This window comes from Stenotrophomonas thermophila, assembly GCF_001499715.1.
In the GTDB taxonomy this organism is placed as follows: Bacteria; Pseudomonadota; Gammaproteobacteria; order Xanthomonadales; family Xanthomonadaceae; genus Stenotrophomonas; species Stenotrophomonas hibiscicola.
In genome coordinates, this window is the sequence record NZ_CVIW01000016.1 from 1 (window position 1) to 26,873 (window position 26,873).

Annotated in this window: 26 protein-coding genes and 1 riboswitch; of the genes, 14 read left to right on the top strand and 12 right to left on the bottom strand. The window is 68.1% G+C overall.

The features are described from left to right. Positions 1 to 84 precede the first annotated feature (84 nt). Positions 85 to 1,986, bottom strand: coding sequence for an asparagine synthase (glutamine-hydrolyzing) (gene asnB, locus BN1263_RS09295; RefSeq protein ID WP_058980658.1), 1,902 nt, complete (start codon positions 1,984 to 1,986; stop codon positions 85 to 87). Between the two features lie 347 nt (positions 1,987 to 2,333). Here asnB and BN1263_RS09300 point away from each other — a divergent pair, with 347 nt between their 5' ends. Both BN1263_RS09300 and BN1263_RS09305 read left to right on the top strand, forming a co-directional pair. Continuing rightward, the gene (locus BN1263_RS09300) at positions 2,334 to 3,023 is read left to right on the top strand and encodes a winged helix-turn-helix domain-containing protein (RefSeq protein ID WP_010484092.1); all 690 of its coding nucleotides are present in this window, start codon (positions 2,334 to 2,336) and stop codon (positions 3,021 to 3,023) included. Further along, a complete protein-coding gene (locus BN1263_RS09305; RefSeq protein WP_058980660.1) occupies positions 3,020 to 4,366 on the top strand; it encodes an ATP-binding protein in 1,347 nt (448 codons plus the stop codon). Before BN1263_RS09300 ends, BN1263_RS09305 begins: the two co-directional genes overlap by 4 nt. Here the strand turns inward: BN1263_RS09305 and BN1263_RS09310 are convergent. Both BN1263_RS09310 and BN1263_RS09315 read right to left on the bottom strand, forming a co-directional pair. After that, positions 4,363 to 5,832 carry a sensor histidine kinase gene (locus BN1263_RS09310; protein ID WP_058980662.1) on the bottom strand — a complete coding sequence of 490 codons (1,470 nt, stop codon included), beginning with the start codon at positions 5,830 to 5,832 and terminating at the stop codon, positions 4,363 to 4,365. The two genes, BN1263_RS09305 and BN1263_RS09310, sit on opposite strands and share 4 nt — an antisense overlap. Next, entirely contained in the window at positions 5,829 to 6,548 is a 720-nt protein-coding gene (locus BN1263_RS09315) for a response regulator transcription factor (protein WP_005407947.1), read from the bottom strand. The genes BN1263_RS09310 and BN1263_RS09315 overlap by 4 nt, the downstream gene beginning before the upstream one ends. Before the next feature lie 144 nt (positions 6,549 to 6,692). Between BN1263_RS09315 and msrB the strand changes: the two genes are divergently transcribed. The 4 genes from msrB to BN1263_RS09335 all read left to right on the top strand — a co-directional run bounded on the left by msrB (position 6,693) and on the right by BN1263_RS09335 (position 11,480). Then, a complete protein-coding gene (gene msrB / locus BN1263_RS09320; protein ID WP_021203379.1) occupies positions 6,693 to 7,265 on the top strand; it encodes a peptide-methionine (R)-S-oxide reductase MsrB in 573 nt (190 codons plus the stop codon). A 2-nt stretch (positions 7,266 to 7,267) separates the two neighbouring features. Then, positions 7,268 to 9,037: a cytochrome c biogenesis protein DipZ gene (locus BN1263_RS09325; RefSeq protein WP_058980664.1), complete on the top strand. Its 1,770-nt coding sequence runs from the start codon at positions 7,268 to 7,270 to the stop codon at positions 9,035 to 9,037. A 14-nt stretch (positions 9,038 to 9,051) separates the two neighbouring features. Then, a complete protein-coding gene (msrA, locus tag BN1263_RS09330) occupies positions 9,052 to 9,789 on the top strand; it encodes a peptide-methionine (S)-S-oxide reductase MsrA (RefSeq protein WP_058980665.1) in 738 nt (245 codons plus the stop codon). Between the two features lie 242 nt (positions 9,790 to 10,031). Further along, a complete protein-coding gene (locus BN1263_RS09335) occupies positions 10,032 to 11,480 on the top strand; it encodes an aminotransferase-like domain-containing protein (protein WP_058980667.1) in 1,449 nt (482 codons plus the stop codon). Between the two features lie 64 nt (positions 11,481 to 11,544). On the opposite strand, the gene bioD is transcribed toward BN1263_RS09335, so the two are convergent. Beyond that, positions 11,545 to 12,237, bottom strand: a complete 693-nt coding sequence (gene bioD / locus BN1263_RS09340; RefSeq protein ID WP_058980669.1) for a dethiobiotin synthase — start codon at positions 12,235 to 12,237, stop codon at positions 11,545 to 11,547. Between the two features lie 68 nt (positions 12,238 to 12,305). Here bioD and msrC point away from each other — a divergent pair, with 68 nt between their 5' ends. Further along, positions 12,306 to 12,788 carry a free L-methionine (R)-S-oxide reductase MsrC gene (gene msrC / locus BN1263_RS09345; protein ID WP_005407940.1) on the top strand — a complete coding sequence of 161 codons (483 nt, stop codon included), beginning with the start codon at positions 12,306 to 12,308 and terminating at the stop codon, positions 12,786 to 12,788. Then, positions 12,785 to 13,147 carry a TfoX/Sxy family protein gene (locus BN1263_RS09350; protein WP_058980671.1) on the top strand — a complete coding sequence of 121 codons (363 nt, stop codon included), beginning with the start codon at positions 12,785 to 12,787 and terminating at the stop codon, positions 13,145 to 13,147. The genes msrC and BN1263_RS09350 overlap by 4 nt, the downstream gene beginning before the upstream one ends. Before the next feature lie 90 nt (positions 13,148 to 13,237). On the opposite strand, the gene BN1263_RS09355 is transcribed toward BN1263_RS09350, so the two are convergent. Next, the gene (locus tag BN1263_RS09355; protein ID WP_058980674.1) at positions 13,238 to 13,816 is read right to left on the bottom strand and encodes a histidine phosphatase family protein; all 579 of its coding nucleotides are present in this window, start codon (positions 13,814 to 13,816) and stop codon (positions 13,238 to 13,240) included. 143 nt (positions 13,817 to 13,959) lie between these two features. Next, positions 13,960 to 14,182: riboswitch (cobalamin riboswitch) on the top strand. Positions 14,183 to 14,297: 115 nt separating this feature from the next. Between BN1263_RS09355 and btuB the strand changes: the two genes are divergently transcribed. Next, on the top strand, positions 14,298 to 16,142 hold the full coding sequence (gene btuB / locus BN1263_RS09360) for a TonB-dependent vitamin B12 receptor (RefSeq protein WP_058980676.1): 1,845 nt from the start codon (positions 14,298 to 14,300) through the stop codon (positions 16,140 to 16,142). A gap of 119 nt (positions 16,143 to 16,261) precedes the next feature. Here the strand turns inward: btuB and gph are convergent, their stop codons facing one another. The 3 genes from gph to BN1263_RS09375 all read right to left on the bottom strand — a co-directional run bounded on the left by gph (position 16,262) and on the right by BN1263_RS09375 (position 18,711). After that, entirely contained in the window at positions 16,262 to 16,930 is a 669-nt protein-coding gene (gene gph / locus BN1263_RS09365) for a phosphoglycolate phosphatase (protein ID WP_058980678.1), read from the bottom strand. Between the two features lie 63 nt (positions 16,931 to 16,993). After that, entirely contained in the window at positions 16,994 to 17,785 is a 792-nt protein-coding gene (locus BN1263_RS09370) for a class I SAM-dependent methyltransferase (RefSeq protein WP_019660932.1), read from the bottom strand. Next, positions 17,782 to 18,711 (bottom strand): LysR family transcriptional regulator, encoded by a 930-nt coding sequence (locus tag BN1263_RS09375; RefSeq protein ID WP_058980680.1) that lies wholly within the window; start codon positions 18,709 to 18,711, stop codon positions 17,782 to 17,784. Before BN1263_RS09375 ends, BN1263_RS09370 begins: the two co-directional genes overlap by 4 nt. A gap of 106 nt (positions 18,712 to 18,817) precedes the next feature. On the opposite strand from BN1263_RS09375, the gene BN1263_RS09380 reads away from it, so the two are divergent. The 3 genes from BN1263_RS09380 to BN1263_RS09390 all read left to right on the top strand — a co-directional run bounded on the left by BN1263_RS09380 (position 18,818) and on the right by BN1263_RS09390 (position 21,111). After that, entirely contained in the window at positions 18,818 to 19,456 is a 639-nt protein-coding gene (locus tag BN1263_RS09380) for an NAD(P)-dependent oxidoreductase (RefSeq protein ID WP_058980682.1), read from the top strand. A gap of 91 nt (positions 19,457 to 19,547) precedes the next feature. After that, a complete protein-coding gene (locus BN1263_RS09385; RefSeq protein ID WP_058980684.1) occupies positions 19,548 to 20,459 on the top strand; it encodes an MBL fold metallo-hydrolase in 912 nt (303 codons plus the stop codon). Positions 20,460 to 20,610: 151 nt separating this feature from the next. After that, on the top strand, positions 20,611 to 21,111 hold the full coding sequence (locus BN1263_RS09390; RefSeq protein ID WP_058980686.1) for a hypothetical protein: 501 nt from the start codon (positions 20,611 to 20,613) through the stop codon (positions 21,109 to 21,111). A 119-nt stretch (positions 21,112 to 21,230) separates the two neighbouring features. Here BN1263_RS09390 and dinB read toward each other — a convergent pair whose 3' ends face one another. Beyond that, positions 21,231 to 22,325 carry a DNA polymerase IV gene (gene dinB, locus BN1263_RS09395; protein WP_058980739.1) on the bottom strand — a complete coding sequence of 365 codons (1,095 nt, stop codon included), beginning with the start codon at positions 22,323 to 22,325 and terminating at the stop codon, positions 21,231 to 21,233. Between the two features lie 191 nt (positions 22,326 to 22,516). Between dinB and fabA the strand changes: the two genes are divergently transcribed. Both fabA and fabB read left to right on the top strand, forming a co-directional pair. Then, complete coding sequence (gene fabA, locus BN1263_RS09400) at positions 22,517 to 23,032, top strand: 3-hydroxyacyl-[acyl-carrier-protein] dehydratase FabA (RefSeq protein WP_014035851.1); 516 nt, start codon at positions 22,517 to 22,519, stop codon at positions 23,030 to 23,032. Next, positions 23,032 to 24,240, top strand: coding sequence for a beta-ketoacyl-ACP synthase I (gene fabB / locus BN1263_RS09405; RefSeq protein ID WP_058980687.1), 1,209 nt, complete (start codon positions 23,032 to 23,034; stop codon positions 24,238 to 24,240). Before fabA ends, fabB begins: the two co-directional genes overlap by 1 nt. Positions 24,241 to 24,337: 97 nt before the next feature. Here fabB and BN1263_RS09410 read toward each other — a convergent pair whose 3' ends face one another. Genes BN1263_RS09410 through BN1263_RS09420 form a run of 3 tightly spaced genes read right to left on the bottom strand, consistent with a single transcriptional unit; the run spans position 24,338 to position 26,780 of the window. Continuing rightward, complete coding sequence (locus BN1263_RS09410; RefSeq protein WP_021204381.1) at positions 24,338 to 25,021, bottom strand: HAD family hydrolase; 684 nt, start codon at positions 25,019 to 25,021, stop codon at positions 24,338 to 24,340. Continuing rightward, positions 25,018 to 25,719 carry a pseudouridine synthase gene (locus BN1263_RS09415; protein WP_058980688.1) on the bottom strand — a complete coding sequence of 234 codons (702 nt, stop codon included), beginning with the start codon at positions 25,717 to 25,719 and terminating at the stop codon, positions 25,018 to 25,020. The genes BN1263_RS09410 and BN1263_RS09415 overlap by 4 nt, the downstream gene beginning before the upstream one ends. Continuing rightward, positions 25,716 to 26,780 (bottom strand): class I SAM-dependent methyltransferase, encoded by a 1,065-nt coding sequence (locus BN1263_RS09420; protein WP_058980689.1) that lies wholly within the window; start codon positions 26,778 to 26,780, stop codon positions 25,716 to 25,718. Before BN1263_RS09420 ends, BN1263_RS09415 begins: the two co-directional genes overlap by 4 nt. Between the last annotated feature and the right edge of the window lie 93 nt (positions 26,781 to 26,873).

Consider the following 26,873-nt stretch of genomic DNA (forward strand, 5'->3'; position numbering starts at 1 on the left):
GGCCGGCGCCGGAGGACATTCGTACGCAAGGCATCCGCCCGGCGCCACGCAGAATGAACCCGCCGCACGCGATGCAGGAAGGGCTCAGCGCCCGCGACCATCATGCCAATGCTGGTGCCACGCCTGGAACATCAGCACGTTCCACAGGTGCGTGTGCCACTTGCGCTCGCCGCGCAGGAACGCTTCCCAGATGCCGCGCACGCGTGCCGCATCGAAGCAGCCCTGGTTGCGAAGCAGCTGCGGGTCCAGCAGCGCCTCCGCCCAATCGCGCAACGGACCGGCCAGCCAGCGCGCCATGGGCGGGCCAAAGCCACGCTTGGGACGGTACACCAGCAGCTCGGGCAGGTAGCGTGCCAACAGATTCTTCAGAATGAGTTTGTGTTCGCCATCGCGGTACTTCAGGTGCTGCGGCAGGCGCCAGGCCAGGCGCACCACCTCCATGTCCAGCAACGGCGCACGGGTTTCAACGCCCGCCGCCATGCCCGCGCGATCAACCTTGGCAAGGATGCCCTCGGCCAGGTCCATGCGGAAATCCAGCAGCTGGATGCGCGCCTCGGCCGGCAGCGCCGTGTCCTGCTGCTGGAAGATCGTCAGCGGCTCACGCGCACCCAGCACTACCTGCGCCGGCTGCCGCCAGCGGGTCACGCGCTGCAGGTAATGCCCCTCCACATCGTTGGCAGCCACCTCGGCCACCAGCGCACGCCAGCCCCCCAGGCGGCCGCGCTCGGGATTCATCCGGTTGCCGCTGCGTCGCGCCAGGTCCCGCACCCAATCCGGCAAGCCACCGCACAGTCGCGCAATGCGCAGCGCGCGGCCGTAGCTGGGGTGACCGAAGAACAGCTCATCGCCGCCGTCACCGGTCAGCGCGACCGGCTTGCGCGCCCCCAGCAGTTCACTGGCCAGCAACGTCGGCAGCTGCGAGGCGTCGGCGAACGGCTCGCACCAGACCTGCGGCAGCCGCTGAAGCAGGTCCAGTCCCTGGCGCGCGTCCATCCGGTGCAGGTGGTGCTGCACGCCGAGATGCCGCGCGACCTGCGAGGCCCAGTCGCTCTCGTCATGGCCGGGATCGTCGAAACCGACCGTCCATGCCTCGATCGGGAGGGTCGACTGCGCCTGCATCATCGCGGTCACCAGCGACGAGTCGGTGCCACCGGACAGGAACGCGCCGCAGGCCAGTGGCGAATGCATGCGTGCGGCAATGGCCTTCTGCAGTACCGTCTCCAGCTGGTCGGTAGCCTGCTCCAGGCTGGGTGCCGGCCGCAGGGATTCCTGCAGTGCGCTGTGCATCGCATCGCGTGCGCACCAGTAGCGTGAGCCGCCCTGGGCGGCCTGGCTGGAACCGCCAGCCGCATGGTCATTCAGATCGATGCGCAGCGTCGCGCCGGCCACCAGCTTGTGGATACCGCGGTAGATGGTGTGTGGTGCCGGCACATAGTCATGGCGCAGCAGCAGGCTCAGCGCATCCTGGTCGATGCCAGGGGCAAATCCGGCGAAGGCCTGAAGCGCCTTCAACTCCGAGGCAAACAGGAACTGGCCCTGGTACCAACCGTAGTACAGCGGCCGCTCGCCGACCCGGTCGCGGGCCAGCCACAGTTCGCGCGCCTCCCGGTCCCACACACTGAAACCGAACGCGCCCTCGATGCGCGACAGCGCCCGCTCCACGCCCCATTCGACGATCGCCTGCAGCAGCAGCCGCGCATCGCTGCAACTGCGTGGCAGGTCGCGCAGCTGCGCCTGCACGTCACTGCGGTTGTACAGGCGGCCGTCCAGGCACAGCACGTAGCGACCGCAGTCCGAGCTCAGCGGCTGTAATGGCGTATCGGTGGGCGCCCGGCAGTGGCCCAGTGCCAGGCCGGCCCCGGCGTCGGTCCAGTAGCCAATGCGGCCCCGGCCGCGCTGCTGCAGGGCGCGCAGCATCGGTGCCAGGCGCTGCAGCAGGTGTTCGTCCTCGGCAGGTGGCAGCCAGGCCCCGACCACGCCACTCATCGGGCACCTCTGCAGCGGCAGCGGCGGGACGGGTTCAGCAGGTAGAGGGCGGGCGACATGGGAACGGCACGCGGAGCGGAGGAGACTCCATGCTCTGCGCCCTGACGGCCCCGCGTCAGTCGCGTTGCTGTCAGCGATGGTCACCAGACGTATCACGAAGGTAACGTTTTGTAACAGCCTTAGGCTATGCTCAACGCCAAGCTGTTGCCAGGCCTGGAGTGCGGCCCCAGCGCCAGCAACCCCGGCTGAATGGCGCCCACCCGCTGGACCCGGGCGGCCCGCAGGCTGGGATAGCATCGCCGCGCTCGTGCCGTGGCGGTACGTTTGCGTCCACGGAGGCCTTGGAAATGCTGGATATCGTACTGGTCGAAGACGATGCCCGCCTGGGAACGATGGTCAGTGACTACCTGCAGCGGCATGGCTACCAGGTCGCCCATGAACGCAGCGGCGAGCGGGCAGTGGCCCGGATCCTGGCGGAAAAGCCGGCGCTGGTCCTGCTCGATGTCGGCCTGCCCGACCAGGATGGTTTCGAAGTGTGTCGGCAGATCCGGCCCCACTATGACGGCATCATCTGCGTGCTGACCGCCCGCACCGACAACATCGACCAGGTGCTGGGCCTGGAACTGGGGGCCGACGATTACATCGGCAAACCGATCGAACCGAGGGTGCTGCTGGCCCGGCTGCGTGCCCACCTGCGCCGCCACCGCCGGGTCGAGCCACGTGACGGCAGCCTGCGCTTCGGCGAGCTGAACATCGACCCTTCCACCCGCAACGTACACCTGCAGGGCGGCCTGCTGGAGCTCACCACGGCCGAGTTCGACCTGCTGTTCCTGCTGGCCAGCAACGCCGGCCAGATCCTGGACCGCGATGCGCTGCTGCGCGGCCTGCGCGGGATCGCCTTCGACGGCCTGGACCGCTCGATCGATGCCCGCATCTCGCGCCTGCGCCGCAAGCTGGGCGACAACCCGGAGCAGCCAGAACGGATCAAGACCGTTCGCGGCCGCGGCTACCTGTTCAGCCGCTCGGCATGGGGATGACGCGCACGCCGTCGGCGATGCGCGGCCACGCCTTCCACTTCCTGCGCTACGGCATCGGCTTCCTGCTCGCCCATCTGTTGCTGATCGTGCTGGGCCTGTGGGCCTGGGATGCCCTGCTGGAAGACCGCACCGAAGCCGGCCTGCAGGCCGAGATGCGCGGCACGCACGCGCTGCTGCAGCATCGCTTCGCCGAAACCCCGCGTGAACAGTGGCCGGCGCTGGCCCGCGAACTCGACGCTGATTTCGCCTATGCCCTACGCCTGGTTCCTTTGGCCGAGGCGGTGAAGGCGCTGCAGTCCAGCCAGCGACCGCCATTCAACAACGGCCGGGTGCAGATCGACCTGAAGCACATGCGCAGCCTGCAGCGCATCGGTGACAGCGACTACGCGCTGATGCTGGGGCCGCTGGACGAAGCGCTGCCTGACGAAAGCTGGCAGGACAGCGAAGTCTCCGGCGTGGCGATCCTGCTGCTGATCCTGATGGTGGCGGTGGCACTGCCGATGTACGTGATGGTCTACCGGCTGTGGCGCGACGTCTCGCAGCTGGCCCAGGCGGCGCGGCGGATGCGCGACGGCCAGCTGGACACGCGTGCGCCGCGCGCCGGCACCGCACTGGTGCGGCCGCTGGCCAATGCCTTCAACCACATGGCCGAGCAGCTGCAGCAACTGCTGGAAAGCCAGCGGGTGCTCGCGCAGGCGGTGGCGCACGAAGTCCGCACGCCGTTGGCACGGATGCGTTTCGGCCTGGCCGAGCTGGAAGACAGCGCACTCGACGACGTGCAGCGCGATGCGCTGGGCGGCCTGCGCACCGATGTGGATCGGCTGCAGCACCTGACCGACGCCGGCGTCGAGTACGCCGCACTGGGTCGCTGCCATCAGCTGACCCGCCAGCGCCTGCAGCTGGCGGCGCTGGTGCGCGGCGTGGTCGCCCAGTTCGCGCCGCTGCCGGTGCCGGTGCAGCAGGCGCTGTCGCCGGTGGGCCTGGTCAACGTCAACCGGCACATGCTGGAGCTGGCACTGCGCAACCTGCTCGGCAATGCATTGCGTTACGCGCGCCGGCAGATCCGTATTGCCAGCACCGCCAATGACGGCTGGCTGTGCCTGCAGGTGGAGGACGACGGCCCCGGCATCGCACCCGAACTGCGCGGCCAGGTACTGCAACCCTATGTGCGGCTGGACCCGGGCAGCCCCGGCTTCGGCCTCGGCCTGGCGCTGGTGCAGGTGGTGGCCGACAAGCATGGCGGCCACGTTGAAGTGACCGACTCCGAACTGGGAGGTGCGTGCATCCGCCTGAAACTGCCGCTGGAAAGCGGCGGTGCGGTGACGGGCGAACCGGCCTGCTAGGCCGCCGGTTCGGCGCGTGGCAGGGCAAACACGAACAACGCGCCGCTCGCGCTGTCACGCAGTTCGATCCTGCGCCCATGCAGCTGCACGATGCGCTGCACGATCAGCAGGCCCAGCCCGCCGTTCTCGCCGCGCCGTGCCCCCAGCGCGGCCGGTGCCTGGAACAGGTGGGTGCGCAGCGCTGGCGCCACCCCGGGGCCATCATCGGCCACGCTGACCTCCACGCTGTCATCGGTTGCGCGCAGGCGCACCTCGATCTGCCCACCCTCGGGTGCATGCCGCAGCGCGTTGTCGAGCAGGTTGGTCAGCACCCGCTCGACCAGGCCCAGATCGGCACGCACCAGCGGCAGGCCGGGCGGGAACTCGGCGTGCAGGTGCTGGTTGCGCGCCTGCGCCGCCAGCTCGAATTTCTGCAGCACATCCTGCAGCAGTTCCGGTAATGCGAACACCTCCCACTCCAGACGTACTTCGCCGTGCTCCAGTCGCGCCAGCTCGAACAGCGCGCGCGCCAGCCGGCCGACCTTGGCACTCTGTGCCAGCGCGATGCCGAGGTAGCGGCGCCGCTCGTCCGGCGACAGCGTGGCGTCCTTCAACGCCAGTGTTTCCAGGTAGCCATGCAGCGACGACAACGGCGTACGCAGGTCATGCGAGATGTTGGCGACCAGCTCGCGGCGCTGCAGATCCTGCTGGCGCAGCTGCTGCCACTGCTCGCCCAACCGTTGCGCCATCTGCGCATGCGCATGTTCGAGGATCACCAGTTCATCGCGCTCACCCGGGCGCAGCGGCTCCGCCGGTGGCAGTGGCGTGGGTGCATCGATGTCGAAGGCCTGGATGCGCCGGGTCAGCCGCCGCAGCGGGCGTGTCACCCAGTAGAAGGCCACCAGCCCGGCCAGCAGGCCGAGGCCACCAACGAGTGCCACCGACCACAGCGTGGTGTTCCACTGGCTGCCGGCGGCGAGGTCGTCGGCCAGCATCTGCCGGTGCTCGCCCACCAGCACCACGTACACATAGCCGGCCTGGCGGCCCTGCACGATCAACGGTGCAGCACTGAACACCTTGCGGCCATCGGCGCTGCGCGGATCATCACCGAGGATCGGCAACGGTGCTCCCGCCAGCAGGCGGCGCAGCGGCGCCACGTCCACCCGGGTGCGCACCAGGTGCCCACTGGGCGCATCGTGGCCAAGGATGCGGCCCTGGTCGTCCAGCAGGTAGACCTCGACGCTGGGGTTGACCGCCATCAGCTGGCCGAACAGCGCGCGCACGGCGGCATCGCGCATGCCGCTGGTATCCATCAGCTCGCTGCGCTGGGCAATGTGCTCGGCCAGGCCCAGCGACAGCCGCTGTACCACCTCCTGCTCGTGGCGGGTGTTGGCCCGCATCTGCAGTGCAAGCAGCGCCATGCAGCACGCCAGCATCAGCGCAGCGGTAACCACCGCCAGCTTCTGCCACAGGTTCGGCTTGATCATGCCGCCGCCCCGGCCGGATCGACCAGCTTGTAGCCACGGCCCCACACCGTCAGCAACCGCCGCGGGTTGGCCGGGTCCGGCTCGATCTTGCTGCGCAGGCGATTGATATGGGTGTTGACCGTGTGTTCGTAGCCATCGTGCTGGTAACCCCAGACCTGGTTGAGCAGTTCCATGCGCGCGAACACCTGGTCCGGGTGACGGGCGAAGAACAGCAGCAGGTCGAATTCGCGCGGGGTCAGCTCCAGCGCGTTGCCATCCACCGAGGCGGTGCGCGCGACCGGATCCAGCTGCAGGCCGCCCAGTTCGATCGCGCCGGCATCGATGCGCGCGCTCTGCGCCATCGCCTCGGCGCGGCGCAGCAATGCGCGCACCCGCGCTACCAGTTCCGGCATCGAGAAGGGCTTTGCCAGATAATCGTCGGCGCCCAGTTCCAGGCCGACGATGCGCTGGGTTTCGCTGCCGCGCGCGCTGATGATGATGATCGGCACATAGCGCGCCATCGCGCGTGCACGCTGGCAGACCTGCAGGCCATCCACGCCGGGCAGCATCACGTCCAGCACCAATGCATCCCACGGACCTTCCTGCTCCAGCAGGCGCAGGCCGGCATCGCCGCTGGCGGCATGGGCCACGTCGTAGCCCTCATCGCCCAGGTGCATGCGCAGCAGGTCGGCGATGTGGGCATCGTCTTCAACGATCAGCACGCGTTTGGTCGACATCGGCAGCTCGGGGCCAGTGGGGAGGCTGGCAGCATTGTGGCGCGGGGCGGCCGCCGATACCTCACGAAAAATTGAATCCTGCGTGAGGATTCGTTGACCCGGGCGGGCGCAGCATGGCCCCGTCGCCCCTTCCCGGAGTCCGCCATGTCCCTGTCCCGCCGCCATCTGCTGGGCCTGGGTGGTGTTGCCACCGCTGCCGGCCTGCTCGGTCTGGGGGCCTGCAGCCGCGCCGCCCCGGCGGCCGCTGAAGCGCGCCCGCCGCGACAGTTCGAGGTCATGCACAGCGATGCCCAATGGCGCCAGCGGTTGACCCCGGCGCAGTACGCGGTACTGCGCCAGCAGGCCACCGAACGCCCCTGGAGCAGCCCGCTCAACAAGGAACACCGGCAAGGCACCTTCGCCTGCGCCGGCTGTGCACTGCCGCTGTTCTCCTCCTCCACCAAGTTCGAGAGCGGCACCGGCTGGCCCAGCTTCTGGGCACCGCTGCACAACGCCATCGGCGAAGACCGCGACGTGACCTTCGGGATGCTGCGGGTAGAGGTGCACTGCCGCCGCTGTGGTGGCCACCTTGGCCACGTGTTCAACGACGGCCCGCGCCCGACGGGGCTGCGCTACTGCATGAATGGTGCGGCGATGGTGTTCGTTCCCGGCGCCACGGACGGTACCGCCGACGGCTGGCGGGTGCCGGTCGGTTCTTCCCCTGCTTCCGGAGCCTGACGATGCTGCTGTTGCTGCTTGCCTACCTCGGCGGCGCGCTGACCCTGCTCAGCCCGTGCATCCTGCCGGTGCTGCCGTTCGTGTTCGCGCGTGCCGACCGCCCCTTCCTGCGCAGCACGCTGCCGTTGCTGCTGGGCATGGCGCTCACCTTCACCGTGGTCGCCAGCCTGGCTGCGGTGGGCAGCCAATGGGTGGCGCAGGCCAACCAGGTCGGACGCTGGGTCGCCCTGCTGCTGATGGCGCTGTTCGCGCTGGCACTGTTGTGGCCGCGACTGGCCGACCATCTGCTGGCGCCATTCCAGCGCGTCGGCGCACGGCTGAGCGCGCGTGCCGATGCGGCGGATGCCGCGGGGCACGGCGGCGCGTGGACCTCGCTGCTGATCGGCGTCGCCACCGGCCTGCTGTGGGCGCCCTGCGCGGGGCCGATCCTCGGCCTCGTGCTGACCGGTGCCGCCCTGCATGGCGCCAGTGCCGGTACCAGTGCGCTGCTGCTGGCGTATGCGCTGGGTGCGATCAGCGCGCTGGCGCTGGCGGTATGGGTAGGTGGCCGCGTGTTCCGCGCGCTGCAGGCGCGGCTTGGGCTGGGCGACGTACTGCGCAAGGTGCTGGGCGTAGCCGCGCTGCTGGCGGTGGTGGCGATTGGTCTGGGCTGGGATACCGGCCTGCTCACCCGTCTTTCGACGGTCAGCACCGCACGCATCGAGCAGGGCCTGCTGGATGCGGTACCCGGTGCGCAGCCGGCGGCACCGCCGATGATGATGATGGCCGGTGCCAACGCCGCAGCCGATGCACCGCTGCCGGTGGAAGGCACCCTGCCCGCGCTGGACGGCGCCACCGGCTGGCTCAACAGCCCACCGCTGACGGCCCAGCAGCTGCGCGGCAAGGTGGTACTGGTCGATTTCTGGACGTACTCCTGCATCAACTGCCTGCGCGCGATGCCGTTCGTGCACGAATGGGAACGCCGCTACCGTGACCACGGCCTGGTGGTGATCGGCATACACACGCCGGAGTTCGCCTTCGAGCGTAACCCACGCAACGTGATGAAGGCGGTGCAGCAGCTGAAGGTCGAGTACCCGGTGGCGCTCGACAACCAGTACACGATCTGGCGCGCGTTCAACAACCGCTACTGGCCGGCGCAGTACTTCGTCGATGCGCAGGGCAACATCCGCGGCCACCAGTTCGGCGAAGGCAACTACGCGCGCTCGGAACAGGTGATCCGTCGCCTGCTGGCCGAAGCCGGGCAGACGAACCTGCCGCCACCGGCCGATCCCGCTGCCGCCGACCTGAAGGGCGTGGCCGTGCAGGCCGACATGGGCAACCTGCGCTCGCCGGAAACCTACCTCGGCCACGCCCGTGCCGAGCAGTTCGCCTCACCCGGCGGACAGCGCAGCGACAGCGCGTTCGACTACACGCTGCCGACCACCCTGGCGTTGAACCAGTGGGGACTGTCCGGCCACTGGACCATTACCGACGAGGCCGCAGAGCTGCAGCGGGCCGGTGGCCGCATTGCCTTCCAGTTCCATGCGCGCGACCTGCACCTGGTGCTGGCACCGACCCGCGACGGCACGCCGGTGCGCTTTCGCGTCTGGCTGGACGGCAAGCCGCTGCCCGCCGCCGATGCCGGCAGTGATGTCGGCGCCGATGGCAGTGGCGTGGTCGACGAGCACCGCCTGTACCAGTTGGTGCGCCAGCGCGTCACGGTCGGCCCGCACCGCTTCGAGATCGAGTTCCTCGACGCGGGCGTGCAGGCCTATGCCTTCACCTTCGGTTGAACCGGGAGGACACGATGAAACTCTCCTTTGAACAGGGCATCGCCGCCGGTGTTGCAGGTCTGGTGGCCACGGCATTGATCGCCGGTGTGCTACTCGTTGACCACGGCGCCATCGCGGCACCGCTCGAAGCCAGCGCGCAGACCCAGGCACTACCGGCACCCACGGGCGATGCGGCGTTCCGCGATGACGCGACCCACGCCAGCGTGGTGTTCGCCGGCGGTTGCTTCTGGGGCGTGCAGGGCGTGTTCCAGCACGTCAAGGGCGTGAGCAATGCGGTGTCCGGCTACATCGGCGGCAGCGCCGCCGACGCGCGTTACGAGCGGGTCAGCAGCGGCCAGACCGGCCACGCCGAAGCAGTGAAGATCGACTACGACCCGCGCCAGGTCAGCTACGGGCAGTTGATGCAGGTGTTCTTCTCGGTGGCACACGACCCGACCCAGCTCAACCGCCAGGGGCCGGACCACGGCAGCCAGTATCGATCGGCAATCTTCACCGATGACGCCCGCCAGCAGGCTGCCAGCCGCGCCTACATCGCCCAGCTCGGCCAGGCCGGCAGCTACCGCGCGCCGATCGTCACCCAGCTGGTCAGCGGCCAGCGCTTCTACCCGGCCGAAAGCTACCACCAGAACTACATGACCAACTACCCGCAGGCGGCCTACATCCGCTACTACGACGCACCGAAGCTTGCGGCGCTGGGCAAGCAGTTCCCGGCGTTGTACCGGCGCGAGGCGACGCTGGTGCCGATGCGGTAGCCGGCATTCCCCCGTGGGCTGACCGACGCTCGACGGTGCTCTCTGTAGAGCCGAGCCCACGCTCGGCTGCTGTTGGCGGAAGTGCAGCCGAGCATGGGCTCGGCTCTACACACAGAAAAAGACGCACGGCCATCCAGCCGTGCGTTTGGGAAGTATCGGCCGTGCCCCGATCAGGCCCGGCCGACAACGACATGCTAGGCTCGCCATCATCATGGGTACAGCACCAGATGGCGGGATATTCGATGGATACAGATGACCAGGCCTCGATGATTCCCCCCCGCTATCAACGGCTGTCGGATGAGTTGGCCGAAGCCATTCATGGTGGCCGCCTTCCGGTCGGCAGCCGCCTGCCTTCGCTGCGGCAGATGGCCCTGCAGCGCAGGCTCAGCCTGAACACGGTGATTGCCGCCTATCGCCAGCTGGAAGATGCCGGACTGGTGATTCCGCGGCCGAAGGCGGGCTTCGAAGTCGCGCCGCGGCTGTCGGTGCCGGAGCGTTCGCTGCGCGACACCCCATCCGCGCCCACCGCGCCGCTGCAGCAGGTGCTGATGGCCCGGGTACTGGAAGCACAGCGCCGCCCGGGTGTGGTCGATCTGGCCTTCGCCGGCCCACGTGGTCGCCAGTTCTATCCCGGCGCGCAGCTGGCCCGGCATACCGCGCAGGTGCTGCGCCACGGCCAGCAGACGGTGGAGACCTACGCGAGACCCAACGGCTCCCCCCGGCTGCTGGCACAGATCGTGCGCCGCAGTCCGCGCATGGGGCTGCACACCCACGCCGAGCGACTCCTGCTGACCCATGGTGCGATGGAAGCCCTGCAGCTGGCGTTGCGCGCGGTCACCCAGCCCGGTGACGCGGTGGGCATTGAGGCGCCGTCCTACTTCAACCTGTATCCGTTGCTGGCCAACCTCGGCCTGCAGGCCATCGAGTTGCCCACCCACCCGCAGCACGGACTGAACGTGGATGCACTGGATGCGCTGCTGGAGCACAGGCCGCTGGCCGCACTGGTGGTGATGCCGACCGTGCACAACCCGCTCGGCTGCACCATGCCGACCGCCGCCAAACAACGCCTGGCCGAGCTGGTCAACGCACGGCAGCTGCCGCTGATCGAGGATGCGGTGTACGCCGAGCTGCAGTTCTGCGAACCGCCGGCACCCTTGCTGAAAGCCTTCGATCGCGATGGCTGGGTGATGGTGGTCGGTGGCTTCTCAAAGACACTGGCGCCGGATTACCGCATCGGCTGGCTGGATGGCGGCCGCTTCGCAGAGCGCATCGCACTGCTGAAGTTCCAGTCCACCGGCGGCGAGCCGCAGCTGCTCGGCGATGCGGTGGCCGCGTATCTGGAAGCAGGCAGCTACGAGCACCATCTGCACCGCATGCGCCGCCTGTACCGCGAACAGGTCGGGCGGCTGCGCCAGCTGGTGGCCGAACACTTCCCGGCCGGCACCCGCGCCACCGAACCGCAGGGCGGCTTCCTGCTGTGGCTGGAACTGCCGGGCGTGGACACGCGCGAGCTGTTCGAGCGAGCGCTGCTGGAGGACATCGTGTTCATGCCGGGCCAGGTGTACTCGCGCGGCGCACGCTACCGCCACTGCCTGCGGCTGTCGTGCTGCCAGAGCCTGGATGCGCGCTTCATCGGTGCGGTGGAGCGGCTGGGTGCGATCGCACGGGAGCTGGCGGCTGCAGCACGGTAGTGCCGGCCGCTGGCCGGCAACTGCATGGACGTGATTCATCGAGGTTGCCGGCCAGCGGCCGGCACTACCCCAGGTCGTCGAACAGATGCGCGCTCAACGCTTCACCATCCGCCCCCGGCAGATGCGGCAGCCGTCCCCAGCACGGCATCGGCAGGCGCTGCTGCAGCGTGGCGATGTTCTCGTCCTGGCGCTGCATCGCAGGATCAATGTGGTTGCCGATCCAGCCCAGGCGGTCCACGCCGCTGGCCTGCAGTGATTGCGCAGTCAACCGCGCATGGTTGACGCAGCCAAGCCGCATGCCCACCACCAGCAGCACCGGCAGCTGCAGCGCACGCACCAGGTCGAGCTGGTCCAGCGTGGCCGAGACCGGCGCCAGCCAACCGCCCACGCCCTCCACCACGACGATATCGGCCTTCGCGCGCAGGCGTTCGAACGCGGCCACGATCGGCGCCAGTTCCACCTGCACGCCGTCCTCGGCCGCCGACAGCTCCGGTGCCAGCGGCTGCCGCAGCGCATACGGGTTCAGGTCGGCATAGTCCGGCACCGGCCAGCTGGCCGCCTGCAGTGCCAGCGCGTCCTCGTTGCGCAGGCCCTGCCCCAGGTCTTCGCTGCCACTGGCCACCGGCTTCATGCCGACCGCACGCAGGCCGCGCCGGCGCAGCGCATGCAGCAGCGCAGTGCTGGCCGCGGTCTTGCCGATTTCGGTGTCGGTGCCGGTAACGAACAGGGCGGGCGGCAGCGTGGCAGGCAACGGCATCGATGGGCTCCAACAGGGCAACAGAGCGTGCATTATCGCCGGCCCGTCGCGCTTGCTAGACTGCGGGCATGTTCGCCAATGCCTCGCTCACCGGCAGCAAGCCGGAACAATACGCCCAGCTGCTGGAACAGGCCCGTGGCCTGGTCTACGCCGAGTCCGACCGCATCGCCAACGCGGCCAACCTCTCCGCACTGGTCTACCACGCCCTGCCCGACCTGAACTGGGTGGGCTTCTACCTGTACGACGGCAAGGAACTGGTGGTCGGCCCGTTCCAGGGCCTGCCGGCCTGCGTGCGCATCCCGCTGGACAAGGGCGTGTGCGGTGCCGCCGCCAGCCAGCGAGTCACCCAGCGCGTGGAGGATGTCGACGCCTTCCCCGGCCACATCGCCTGTGATTCGGCCTCGCGTTCGGAGCTGGTGGTGCCGCTGCTGCGCGGCGATGAACTGATCGGCGTGTTCGACATCGACAGCCCGAAGGTGGGCCGCTTCGATGCCGACGACCAGGCCGGCCTGGAAGCCATCGCCCGCGTGTTCGTCGAGGCGCTGGGATGAACGCACCCAAGCTGCGCAACATCGGCCCCAAGAGCGCGGCCTGGCTGCGCCAGGTCGGCCTGCGCAGCCGCGACGACCTGGTCGCGATCGGAGCGGTCGGTGCCTTCGTCAAGGTCAAGCGTGCCGGCTTCAAGCCCAGCCTGAACCTGCTGTACTCGCTGGAAGGTGCGTTGCTGGACTGCCACTGGCAGGAACTGAGCGAGCCGCAGCGCGATGCGCTGGTACACGACTATGAAGCGCGCATCGCCGCGCATCCGCTGAAGGCGGCCGGCCCGGCGTCGGGCCCGGTGCATGAGCAGCGCTTCGATGCCGACGATGACGCGGAAGACAGCGTTGCCGAGGATGCGGACGAGGATTGACGGCTTGGTAGTGCCGGCCGCTGGCCGGCAACTGCATGATCTTCGCAGCGTTCCCGAGGCTGCCGGCGAGCGGCCGGCACGACCGAGGGGTTACGGCTGCTGCAGCTCCAGCAGCTCGCCCACCAGCCCGACCTCACCGCGCCCCAGCCATACCCGCAGGCGCGTGCCATGGTCGATGCGCAGCGCCCAGCACAGCGACATCGGCAGGCCGCAGACCTGCGACAGCACCATGCGCAGCGGGCCACCATGGCTGACCACCAGCGTCGGCACCGGATCGTCCTCATCGAGCAGGCGATCGAGCGCGCGCGCGATGCGCCGCTCGAAATGACCCCAGCTCTCGCCGTTCGGCGGCGGGAACGCATGCGGGTCAGCATGGAAGGCAGCCAGTGCATCCTCCGGCAGGTCGAACAGCGACTGCCCGTCCCAATCGCCGAAATCCAGTTCTTCCCATTCCTCGTCCGCTTCCACGTCCAGCCCGCGCGGCGTGGCCAGCGCCATTGCCGTGTGCAGCGCGCGCAGCCGCGGCGAACTGATCACCCGCTCCCAGGGCTGCGCGGCGTAGGCGTCGACCAGTTCCTGCGGCAGGCGGGCCAGCTGCGGTGGATCGTTGCGGCCATCGAGGAACTCATCGCGACCGTTGCCGGCATGGCGGACCAGGTCGAGGATCATGCGTGCGTTCCGTACAGGCAACGCGGGGACAGCGGGAAACGGGCGGACATCGGCAACGGCACCACGGGATCGAGGGACCATTCTAAGGGCACAGCAAAGGCAGTCGAGCAGGCGCGACGCAACGGGACTGCCTGCGATGCCGTAGACTGCGCGCACTTCCAGGTGACCTGCGGCCACGGCCGGCAGGTTGAAACGGGAAGCCGGTGACGCGTGATTCCACGCCAGGCCGGCGCTGCCCCCGCAACGGTAAGCACGTCAGTTCCAGGCTACACCGCCACTGTGCCGCAGGCATGGGAAGGCGCCTGGACGGTGGCCCCAAGCCACCCGGCGGCAAGCCCGGAGACCGGCCCGGAAGCCTCACGTCGCGATGCGGTGGGCATGGCGCTGGATGACCGCAGCCTGCGCTGCGGCGTCGGCGCATGCCTGCCTTCGCGGCTCCTCCCCTTCGCCACGCGGGCGTGCGTGGCACCTGGAGTCCCCCATGAAGCTGCAGTCCCGAATGCTGTCCCTGGCCGTGCTGGCCACCCTGCCCGCGCTGGCCCAGGCCGCCGATGACACCACTGCGCTCGACCAGATCCTGGTCACCGCCACCCGCACCCCGATCGCGCTGCAGGACAGTATCGCGCCGGCGCAGGTGATCGACCGCGCGCAGATCGAATCCAGCCAGGCCACCTCGCTGCAGGAGCTGCTGCGCGGCCGCGCCGGCATCAACCTGACCAATGCCGGCGGCCTCGGCAAGCAGAGCTCGCTGTTCCTGCGCGGCACCAACTCGGGCCACACCGTGGTGCTGGTCGACGGCGTGCGCATCAACAGTGCCGACCTCGGCCTGGCCATGTACCAGGACCTGCCGCTGGCGCAGATCGAGCGCGTCGAAATCGTTCGCGGCCCGCAGTCCAGTCTGTACGGTGCCGACGCCATCGGTGGCGTGATCCAGATCTTCACCCGCCGCAACCAGGGCGATTTCGCCCCGCACTTCCAGCTTGGCGGTGGCAGCAACGGCCTGCGTGAAGTAAGCGGTGGCATTGGCGGCGATACCGAACGCGGCTGGTTCGGTGCGGATATCGCCTACCAGCATTCCGATGGCATCGACGCCTGCCGCGGCTCGGCCACGCTGTTCGCCGCGGGCTGCTTTGCCGACGAGCATGACCGCGACGGCTACCGCAACCTGTCCAAGAGCCTGCGCGGTGGCTACACCTTCAACGACCAATGGAACGTGGAAGGCAGTGCATTGCGTGCCGACGGAAAGAACCATTACGACGGCTACTACAACTATTCGGAAACCCGCCAGCAGGTGCTGTCCGGCAAGCTGCGCTACACCCCGTCCGAACGCCTGGCGTTCACCGCCAATGTCGGCCGCAGTGACAACGAGTCGGACAACTTCGGCGACTTCGATGCCCGTGGCAGCGCCCAGACCCATCGTGACAGCGCCTCGCTGCAGGGCGACTTCGGCATGGCCGAAGGCCAGCTGCTGAGCACCGGCGTGGACTGGAGCGAAGACAACCTGGATGGCAGCAGCGCCGGGTACCTCGTCGACAGCCGCCGCAACACCGGCGTGTTCGTGCAGTACCAGGGCCGCTTCGGCCGCCACCAGCTGCAGGTCAGCGCACGCAACGACGACAACCAGCAGTTCGGCAACCACGCCACCGGCAGCGCCGGCTGGGCGATGGAACTGGGCCACGGCCTGCGCCTCAACGCCAGCTATGGCACCGCGTTCAAGGCGCCGACCTTCAGCGATCTGTACGACCCGTGGAGCGGCGTGCCGACGTTGAACCCGGAGAAGTCCAAGAGCGCCAACCTGGGCGTTTCGCAGCAGGGACAGGGCTGGCACTGGGGCCTGGACGTATATGAAACCCGCATCGATGATCTGATTACCTACGATGCGGCGACCTTCAGGATGCAGCAAGTGGAGAAGGCCCGCATCCGCGGCGCCGAACTGACCGGTGGCGTGCTGCTGGCCGGCTTCGACATCAACGCACAGCTCAGCTACACCGACCCGCGCAACCGTACCCATGGCAGCACCCAGTTCGACAACTGGCTGCCGCGCCGCGCGCAGCAGACCGCACGCCTGGACATCGACCGCCGCTTCGGCGACTTCCGCGCCGGTCTGACGGTTCAGGGTTCAGGCAAGCGTTATGACAATGCGGCCAACACGATAAAGGTCGGCGGTTACAGTACGCTGGACCTGCGCGCCGAGTACGCGCTGACGCCGTCGTGGACGCTGCTGGCGCGTGCCGCCAATGTGTTCAATCGCCGCTACGAGACCGTGGCGTGGTTCAACCAGCCCGGCCGCGAGTACCAGCTGAGCGTGCGTTACCAGCCGAAATGAAGGCGCGCGCCGGGCATCGCCCGGCGCCTCCTGATGCCATCGACGCATGGCGTCGATCTACTGTAGAGCCGAGCCCATGCTCGGCTCACGCAATGAAGCAACCGAGCGTGGGCTCGGCTCTACACCCGAACGCCCGCGGCCAACCCCGGCAACTCACGCAGGTCGTCGATCACCGCCACCGCCTGTGCGGTGGCCAGGTCCAGGCCACGCGGATAACCGTAACGCACCAGTGCGATCGGCATGCCCGCATCTTCGGCGGCGCGGTAGTCGGTCAACGAATCTCCCACCATCAGGCACGCCTCCACCGGCAGCGCGAAATGCGCGGCGATGTGCCGCAGCGGTTCGCCACTGGGCTTGCGCTGCGGCAGCGAATCACCGCCCAGTATCAGCGCGAACGCATCACCAATGCCCAGGTGCTGCAGCAGCGGCGGCACCAGTGCTTCGGGCTTGTTGGTGCAGATCGCCAGTGGCACGTCGCGCGCGCGCAGCTGCGCCAGTGCGTCGGCCACGCCATCGAACAGGCGCGGGCTGCGCAGCAGGCATTCACGGTAGTGCACCATGAACACCGGCATCACTTCCGCCAGGTCGACCTCGCGGCCTGCCGCATGCACGGCCTGTTCGACCAGGCGGCGCACACCGTCGCCGATCCAGCCGAGCACGGTGGCTTCCGGCACGCGTGCCATGCCGATGTCCTCCAGCGTGCGGTTCAGCGCTTCGGCGATATCAGCTGCGCTGTCGACCAGCGTGCCATCAAGGTCGAACACGACCAGTGGATAGGGATACGACAAGGAACGGCACCTGCACGACGTGGGCCCCCCATTGTACGCCGCTGGTTTCCGCGCCGATCCGCCTCAACCGATCCGGCGCGCTCGGGTGGCCAGGAAGGTGGGAAGATAACGGTCGATCAGGAAGCGCGGCCGCGGCTGCCAGTCTTCCATGAAGCGATCGATGACGAAGCCGGCATCCAGCTGGCCACCAATCAGCTCGGTCAGGCTGTGGCCAAAGGTCAATGCGTCGCCACGGGCCAGCTTCGCCTCGCGTTCGGCTTGCGGCAGGTCTTCCAGGTCCGAATAGGGAATGGCGTACTGCGGACGGATCAGGCCCTGTGCATCCAGCTGCGGATCGCGCGCACCCACGAACAGCACCGGATTGTAGAAACTGGCCATCAGCATGCCATCGCGCGCCAGCACGCGGCGGCATTCAGTCCATACCGGGCGCACGTCAGGGACGTAGAGGTTCGAGATCGGGTGGAACACCACATCGAAACTGTCATTGGCAAACACGTGCAGGTCGCGCATGTCACCCTGCACGGTGCGCAGCTGCAGGCCATCGCGCGCGGCGACCGCGCGGTCCTGTTCAAGCTGCCCGTCGGAGAGGTCGAACACGGTGACATCGGCGCCAGCGGCAGCAAGCACCGGTGCCTGTTGGCCACCACCCGAGGCCAGGCACAGGATGCGACGGCCGCGCACGTCGCCCATCCAGTCCAGCGGCAACGCGCGCGGCGTCAGGTGCACCTGCCAGCGGCCTGCGCGCGCGGCAGCAATCGTTGAGCTTTCCACCGGGCGCGACCATTCGCGCGCTTCACTGGCCTGGCGGTCCCAGGCAGCACGGTTGTGGTCGATCAAGGCCTGTCCATGGTTCATGTGTCCTCCGTGCCCGGCGGGCGCCAATCCAGATCCTGGAAGGCCGGGCTGGCGAAACACTCGGCCAGGTAGTCCAGGAATCGCCGCATGATAGCGGGCTGCTGTCGCCTTGACGCGTACACGGCATGAATGCCGAGCTCGTCCAGACTGAATTCGGGCAGCAGTTCGACCAGTTCGCCACTGCGCAGCATCGGCGCCACCTGGTAGGTCGGCAGCATGGCGATACCGGCACCGGCCCGCACCGCCTCCAGCAGCAGCGATGCCTCGTTGGCACTGATGTTGCCGCCCACAGCCACCGACAGCGAACGGCCATCGCGGTGCAGGTGCCACAGGCTCTTGCCGACGTAGTGGTGGGTCAGGCAGTTGTGCGCGGCCAGGTGTTCGGGAGCGGTTGGCGTACCGCGCGCCTCCAGGTAGGACGGCGTCGCGCACAGCACCGAGCGGCAGGTCGCCAGCCGCCGTGCGATCAGGCTGGGATCGATCTGGCGCGCGATGCGCACGGCCAGGTCCACCCGTTCTTCCACCAGGTTCACGGTGCGGTCGACCAGCAGCAGTTCGATGCGCGCGGCAGGATGGCGCGCGACGAAACCGGCCACCGCTCGTGCCAGGTGGCTCTGCCCGAACGAAACGCTGGCGGTCACCCGCAGCGTGCCGTGCGGTTCGGGATCATCGCTGGCCAGCTCGCCCTGCAGTTCCTCACTTATCGCCAGCATCTGCCGGCAGCGCGTCAGCGCCGCGTCGCCGGGGCCGGTCAGGCTGACCCGCCGTGTGGTCCGGTGCAGCAGGCGTGCGCCCAGCCAGCCCTCGACCTCGGCCAGGTAGCGGCTGACCATCGCCCGTGACATGTCCAGCACCTCTGCCGCTGCGGTCAGGCTGCCGCGCTCGGCCACCTCGACGAACACGGTCATGGCGGTCAATCGGTCCATATGCTCGATCCATGCAACAAACAAGTGCGTTATACGCTGTTTTTCGAGCGACTGCAGCGGCCTACAGTGGCCGCGTCCCCCCCACACCGCCCCACGGAGTCCTGCCATGAAGATCGCCCTCGTCGGTTCCACCGGCAACATCGGCCGCCAGATCGCCCGCCACGCGCTGGCGAACGGCCACGAACTCACTGTCATCGTGCGCAGCGCGCAGGATCTTCCGGCCGAACTGGCCGGCGTCCATCCGGTGGTCGCCTCGCTGGACGACCAGGACGCGCTGGTCGCCGCCATCGCCGGCCACGACGTGCTGGCCAGCGCCTACGGCCCACGCCCGGGCGATGACATCGGCCGCGTCGGCGAGGTGGCCGCACAGCTGGCCGCGGCCGCGCGCAAGGCCGGTGTACCGCGCCTGGTGGTGGTCGGCGGTGCCGGCAGCCTGGAAGTCGCACCCGGCGTGCAGCTGGTCGATACCCCCACCTTCCCGGAGGCCTACAAGCCATACGCGCTGGCCCATCGAGAAGCCTTCAATCGACTGCAGGCGGTGGACGACCTGGACTGGACCTTCTTCTCGCCGGCCGCCGAAATCGGCCCGGGCGAAGAGCGTGGCCATTACCGCGTGCAGCCCAGGGCCTTCCTGGCCGACGCCAGCGGCCACAGCCGCATCAGTTATGCCGACTACGGCGCCGCGTTCGTCGCCGAGCTGGAAGCGCACGCGTACCCGAAGCAGATCATCACCGCCGCGTACTGATCCACGCACGTCCCATGTAGAGCCAAGCCCGCGCTCGGCTCTACGCGAACATGCAGCCGGGCATTGGCCCGGCTCTAGACAAGGAATTCCCATGCGTACCGCTGCCCTGCTGCTTCCCCTCGCCCTGGCCGCCACTTTCACCAGTGCGCCGCTGCTGGCCGCACCGGCCACCGCGGCGCCGACCACCGCGACGAAATCCCAACTGCACCTGCAGACCTTCCATCCCGGCCCGCAGGCGATGTTCTCGGTATCCTCGGTGCTGATCGAAGGCCGCCATGACGCGATCCTGGTCAACGCGCAGTTCGGCGCCAGCGACGCACGCAAGCTGGTCGAACGGATCCGCGCCAGTGGCAAGCAGCTGACCACGATCTACATCAGCCACGGCGATCCGGACTACTACTTCGGCCTGGCCACCCTGCAGGATGCCTTCCCGCAGGCACGCATCGTCGCCACTGCGCAGACCGTCGCCCACATCCAGCAGACCCAGGCCGGCAAGCTGGCCTACTGGGGACCGAAGATGGGTGCCGACGTGCCGGCACGCATCGTGGTGCCGCAGGTACTGGACGGCGATGCCCTGCAGCTGGAAGGCCAGCGCCTGCCGTTGATCGGCCTGGATGGCCCGACCCCGGACCGCACGGTGCTGTGGGTACCGTCGCTGCGCGCGATCGTCGGCGGCATTCCGGTGGTGGCCGGTGAGCACGTGTGGATGGCCGACACGCAGACGCCGAAGTCGCACACCGACTGGCTGCAGACCCTGCAGCAGCTGCAGGCGCTGAAGCCGAAGGTGGTGGTGCCGGGGCATTACGCGCCAGGTGCGGCGCTGGATGCCAGTGCACTGCGCTTCACTGCGGACTACATCCGCACGTTCGATATCGAAGCGGCAAAGGCGAAGGACAGTGCGGCGCTGGTGCAGGCAATGCAGTCGCGCTACCCGAAGCTGGATGGCGTCGCATCGCTGGAGCTGAGCGCGAAGGTGGCCAAGGGCGAGATGCAGTGGCCATGAGGTAGGGAGTCTTCTTTTGCAGGGCTGCGCCCTGCACCTGCGGTAGTGCCGGCCGCTGGCCGGCACCCTCAACATCCAAAGCTGGCCTGAACGTCAACAGCTGTACGATGGATTGCGTAGTTGAGTAAACCGATGGAACGGAGAATTCGCGATGAAGATCAAGAGTGTGTTGGCCAAACTGCTGCTGTCCACCACCGCGCTGGTCGCGCCCCCCGCGTTCTCCCAACAGGTGACGCCCTCCACCGACCCCGTTGTTCAAGCCTTTGCCCAGCATGAGGGGTTGTCCACCCAAGAAGCCGACAGGCGGCTCAGACTTCGAATTGAGGCAGGGGAAGAGCTTGCGCGCATTCTGGAAGGAATGCCTGATCGCTTCGCAGGCAAGAGCTTCAGTGAGAACCCGATGATCGTAACGGTCCGTTTGACCGGGACCGAGCCAGTGCCATCGCGAACTGTGAGCACTGTCCATGGCACCATCACCTACCGCTTCACGGTCGGGGCAACCCACTCTCTGACGCAACTGAAGCAGATAGTGAAGTCAGGAAAGGTGGCAGAACTTTTCCCGGAGCATCAGGGAATCATGATCGACGGACAGCGCGGTGTGATTGTTGTGGAGCTGCCCGGCACAGATTTTCGAAAGAACCCATGCCGATGAGGAGCAGGAAGCGCGACGCATTCTCTCCGCCCCCATTGAACTGAAGAAGTCCTAGGGGCGCTCCAAGCTGCTGTCAGCGCCTCAGGTTCGTGCGGGTGGGAGAGCTGTTTGGCGAACGCTTAATTGCCTGCGGAATGGCTCGATCCGTGCTCGAACAATTCCCCCTGCACCACCGGTTCCTTTTCGCGGAAGCCACCCAGGCCGACGCCGACCAGGCGGTAGCGCGTCTCCGCCGGCAGATCCACCCTCGCGCGCAGGGCCAGCGCGATGTCACGCAGCTCTTCCATCGATTCCGGCGGACGCTCCGGGGTGAAACTGCGGGTGAGGATGCGGAACTGCGCGGTCTTCAGCTTCAGCACCACGGTGTGGCCGACGCGTTCGGTCTTGCGCGTGGCCTTCCAGGTCTTCTCCGCCAGCTGCACGATCGCTTCGCGCAGGTCTTCCAGCGGCAGGTCTTCGGCGAAGGTGTCCTCCGAGGAAATCGACTGCACCTGCTGGTCCGGTTCCACCGGCCGCTCGTCGATGCCGCGTGCGCGGTTGTACAGGCTGCGGCCGAAACTGCCGAACGCCTCTTCCAGATCGGTCAATGCCCATTGCCGCAGATCGCCGCAGGTGGCGATGCCGCGCGCGGCAAGTTTTCCTTCCATCACCTTGCCGACGCCGGGCACCCGGTTCACCGGCAACGGCTGCAGGAACGCGTCCACCCGCTGCGGTGGAATCACGAACTGGCCATCGGGCTTGCGCCAGTCCGAAGCGATCTTGGCCAGGAACTTGTTCGGCGCGATCCCGGCTGAAGCGGTCAGGTTCGTCTCCTCACGGATCTGCGCACGGATGGTGCGGGCGATGTCGGTGGCCAGTTCGATGCCGCTCTTCGGCTCGGTCACGTCCAGGTAGGCCTCGTCCAGCGACAAAGGCTCGACCAGGTCGGTGTGGCGCAGGAAGATCTCGCGCACCTGGCGTGACACCGCCTTGTAACGTGCAAAGTCAGGCGGCACGAAGATCGCGTCCGGACACAGGCGTTCGGCGCGCAGCGCCGGCATCGCCGAACGCACGCCGAACACGCGTGCCTCGTAGGACGCCGCACACACCACCGAGCGCGCGCCGCGCCATGCCACAACCACCGGCTTGCCGCGCAGTGACGGATCGTCGCGCTGCTCCACCGACGCGTAGAACGCGTCCATGTCGACGTGGATGATCTTGCGCAGTCGGGTCATGTCAGGCGGAAAGGGCGGGGGCGTGCCGAACGGGCCACACGCCGAAGTATGGTCGTTGCACATCAACAGGATGCGCGTATTCCATTGAAAACACTACGGTTGCGTACGGTTGAAATGTTTGATCGGCGCAGTTTCCACGGGCATCCTCGAACGCTTGTTTCCTTGTTTCCCCGCTTCCAGGATTGTGCTTCATGACCCGTCTCCACGCGTTCAACCGCGAACAGCTGCTGGCCAGCGCACGCGGTGAACTGTTCGGCACCGCCGCCGGCCGTTTGCCCAACGATCCGATGCTGATGTTCGACCGCATCACCGACATCCACGAGGACGGCGGACCGCACGGCAAGGGCATGGTACGCGCCGAGCTGGATATCCGCCCGGACCTGTGGTTCTTCGGCTGCCACTTCATCGGCGACCCGGTAATGCCCGGCTGCCTGGGCCTGGATGCCATGTGGCAGCTGACCGGCTTCTTCCTGACCTGGCTGGGTGCCCCCGGCAAGGGCCGCGCGCTGGGCTGTGGCGAGGTGAAGTTCACCGGCCAGGTACTGCCGGACGCCAAGCTCGTACGCTACGAGATCGACATCAGCCGGGTCATCAACCGCAAGCTGGTGATGGCCCAGTCCGATGCCCGCATGTACGTGGATGATCGCGAAATCTACAGCGCCCGCGACCTGCGCGTCGGCCTGTTCACCGAAACCGGGAGCTTCTGATGCGTCGCGTCGTCATCACCGGCATGGGCATCACCTCCTGCCTCGGCAATGATCTGGATACCGTTTCGGCCGCGCTGCGCGAAGGGCGCTCGGGCATCACCGCCCTGGCCGACCACGCCGAAGCGGGCCTGCGCAGCCAGGTCGGCGGTCGTGTCGACCTCGATCTGGAGGCGCTGATCGACCGCAAGCAGAAGCGCTTCATGAGCGACGCGGCGGCCTTCGCCTACCTGTCCATGCGCGATGCCATCGCCGACGCCGGGCTCAGCCCCGAGCAGGTCAGCCACCTGCGTACCGGCCTGATTGCCGGCTCCGGCGGCGGCTCCAGCGAATGGCAGATCGGTGCCGTCGACCTGCTGCGCGAACGGGGCGTGCGCAAGGTCGGCCCGTACATGGTGCCGCGCACGATGTGCTCGACGGTCTCGGCCTGCCTGGCCACGGCCTACCAGATCAAGGGCGTCAGCTACTCGCTGTCGGCCGCCTGCGCGACCTCGGCGCACTGCATCGGCGCCGCCGCGGACATGATCCGCCATGGCGCGCAGGACATCATGTTCGCCGGTGGCGGCGAAGACCTGCACTGGTCGATGAGCGTGATGTTCGATGCGATGGGCGCGCTGTCGACCAGCTTCAACGAGACCCCGGCCAGCGCCTCGCGCCCGTACGACAAGGACCGCGACGGCTTCGTCATCGCCGGCGGCGGTGGCATGCTGGTGCTGGAGGACTACGACCACGCCGTTGCGCGCGGCGCGCGCATCCATGCCGAACTGATCGGCTATGGCGTGACCTCCGACGGCGCCGATATGGTCGCCCCGTCCGGTGAAGGCGCGGTGCGCTGCATGAAAATGGCACTGCAGGGCGTCGATCGCCCGCTGGACTACCTCAACACCCACGGCACCTCCACGCCGCTGGGCGACGTCACCGAGCTCAACGCCATCCGCGAAGTGTTCGGCGATGCGGTGCCGCCGCTGTCCTCGACCAAGGCGCTGTCCGGCCATTCGCTGGGTGCGGCCAGCGTGCACGAGGCGATCTACTGCCTGCTGATGATGCGCGATGGCTTCGTTGCCGGTTCGGCCAACATCGGCGAACTGGACCCGAAGGTGGAGAGCTTCCCGATCCTGCGCGAAAGCCGCGCGCAGACGCTGGACACGGTGATGTCCAACAGCTTCGGCTTCGGTGGCACCAACGCCGCGCTGGTGTTCGGGCGGGTGTGATGGGGGCAGGTGTGCCGACCAACGGTCGGCACCCACCAATAGATGTAGAGCCGAGCCATGCTCGGCTCAGTGCCGGCTAACGGTCGGCACCTACCGCTTATTTCGGCAGCAGCGGCAGCAGCAACGCGTGCGCATCCACCAGCGAACCGACAATGCGATGGCCAAGCGCGCGCAGCTCTTCGTCAGGATGCACTAGGTCCGGTACCTGGATCACGGTCATGCCAGCGGCCAATGCCGCGCGCGTGCCAGCGGGTGAGTCTTCCAGCGCCAGGCAGCGCCCAGGCACCTGGCCCAGTCGCTGCGCGGCCAGCAGGTAGATGTCCGGCGCCGGTTTCGGCCGCGCCACGTCGCCACTGGTGATCACCGCGTCGAAATACGGCAGCAGTCCGGCCGCCGCCAGCTTGCGGTTGGCACGCGGCTGCCGCGTGGTGGTGGCCACCGCGCGCGGTACCGCGTGCGCCTTCAGCAGCTCCAGCAGTTCCAGGATGCCCGGACGCAACGGCAGGCCGGTCTGTGTGCGTCCTTCGTACAGTTCGTGGCAGCGTGCAGCGACCGCCTCGATCACGCTGTCCTCGATACCCTGCGCACGCAGCAGCGCGTGCGAATCCCGGTCGCCGAGGCCGACCATGCGCAGGAACACTGCCTCGTCCAGGCCCAGTGCGAATTCGTCGGCGGCCTCGCTCCAGCAGGCCAGCGAGACCCGCTCGCTGTCGATCATCAGGCCGTCCATGTCGAAGATGACGGCGTCGGGGAGGAACGGCAGCGCAGCGATGGTGGTCATGGAGCGAACAGCGTATCCAGGTCGGTGGAAGTGAGCTGCCGCCATTGCCCTTCGTCCAGCCCCTGCAGGTCCAGCCCGCCAACACGGCTGCGGTGCAGGGCCTGCACGTGGTTGCCGGTGGCGGCGAACATGCGGCGTACCTGATGGTAGCGGCCTTCGTGCAGCACCAGGCGCGCGCGACGCGCATCCAGCACTTCCAGTTCAGCCGGCAGCAGGGGCGTCTTCTCGGACTCCAGCATCAGCGTGCCGCTGGCGAACAGCGCCACCTCGTCGCCGCGCAGGTCCTCGCTCAATTCGACCTCATAGACTTTCGGCAGCTTCGACTTCGGCGAGATGATCCGGTGCAGCAGGCCACCATCGTCGGTCAGCAGCAGCAGGCCGCTGGTCTCGCGGTCGAGGCGGCCCACCGTGGACAGTACCGGATCGCGGTCGCGGAAGCGCGGCGGCAACAGGTCGTAGATCAGGCGGCCGGTATCCTTGGTCGAACAGGTGTAGCCAGCCGGCTTGTGCAGCGCGATCGACAGGCCCACCGGCGGGTCCAGCGGCTCGCCATCAACCCGGATCACCTCGTGCGGCACCTGGTCGTCGGCGTACAGTACCTCGCCGTCGGCGTCGGTGATGCGGCCTTCGCGGAACATCCACTGCACCTGCTTGCGGCTGCCATAGCCCAGGTTGGCGATGAGCTTGACCAGCTTCACTTGCCCTTCCCCTTCACCGCTTCAACCAGCTTGAAGCCGTCGCGCTCGGCGACCACGCGCACCGCGCCGAAGCTGTCGTTGAGGGTGTGCTCGTACGGCAGGTGGCGGTTGGCCACCACGTATAGGCGCCCGCCCGGGCGCAGCGCCTGCGCAGCCACGGCAATGAAGCGCTGGCCGATGTCCGGGCGGTCGGCACGCGATGGGGTGTGGAACGGCGGGTTGCTGATGATGACGTCGTAGCCCGGCTCGATGCCGGCGGTGACGTCGCGCCACAGGAAGCGCAGCGGCAGCGGGCGCGGCGGCGGCGCCAGGTTCAGCTCGGCCAGCGCCAGTGCGCGCTGCTCGGCTTCGTACAGGTCCAGCGCGGTGATCTTCGGGCAACGCTCCAGCAGTTCGCGTGACAGGTAACCGTAGCCAGCGCCCAGGTCGGCAGCACGCCCGGCCAGCTCGGCCGGCAGGTGCTCGGCCAACAGTGCCGAGGCCGGGTCGATGCGATCCCAGGCGAACACGCCCGGGCGACTGAGGAAACGGCCGCCGACGATCGGGCGCACCGCGTCCAGTGCCGACCAGCGCTTGGCCAGGTCGGCGTCGTGCTGGCCCTGCAGTGGGGCGGTCCAGTACACGCGGCAATGGTTCTTGGTCAGGCTGCCGCCGAGGCCGGCCAACTGCTTGAGGTCGCCTTCGCCGGAGCGCGCGCCTTCGTTGTTGGACTGGCAGGCGACAATGCGGCCACCGTCGGCGACCAGCGCCAGCGCGCGCGCAAACAACGCACGAGCCTCTTCGCGCTGGCGCGGCGGCAGCACCAGCACCAACGGGTAGCGGCCCTTGCCGGCCACATCATCCAGCTGGCCGCTGACGGTCCAGCCGGCGGCCTGCTGCAGCGGCTGCGCGAACGGGGCGAAGCTCTGTTCACAGTGCACCTCGCGGTTGCCGGCCGCTTCGCGCAGCGGCCAGCCGTCGCGGGCCCGCAGGAAGGCCACCGGACCTTCCGGCCAGCGCAGGGTGCCTTGTGAGAACGGCAGGAACAGGGTCTGCAGGGGGGCGTCGTCGCTGGAGGCCATCGGCGCGGGTACTTCAAGCGTGAGGGCCGTCCATTGTACCGGCTTGACCGGGCCGGCCCCGGCAGCCGCTTTGCGAAACCCGAACGGGGCTTT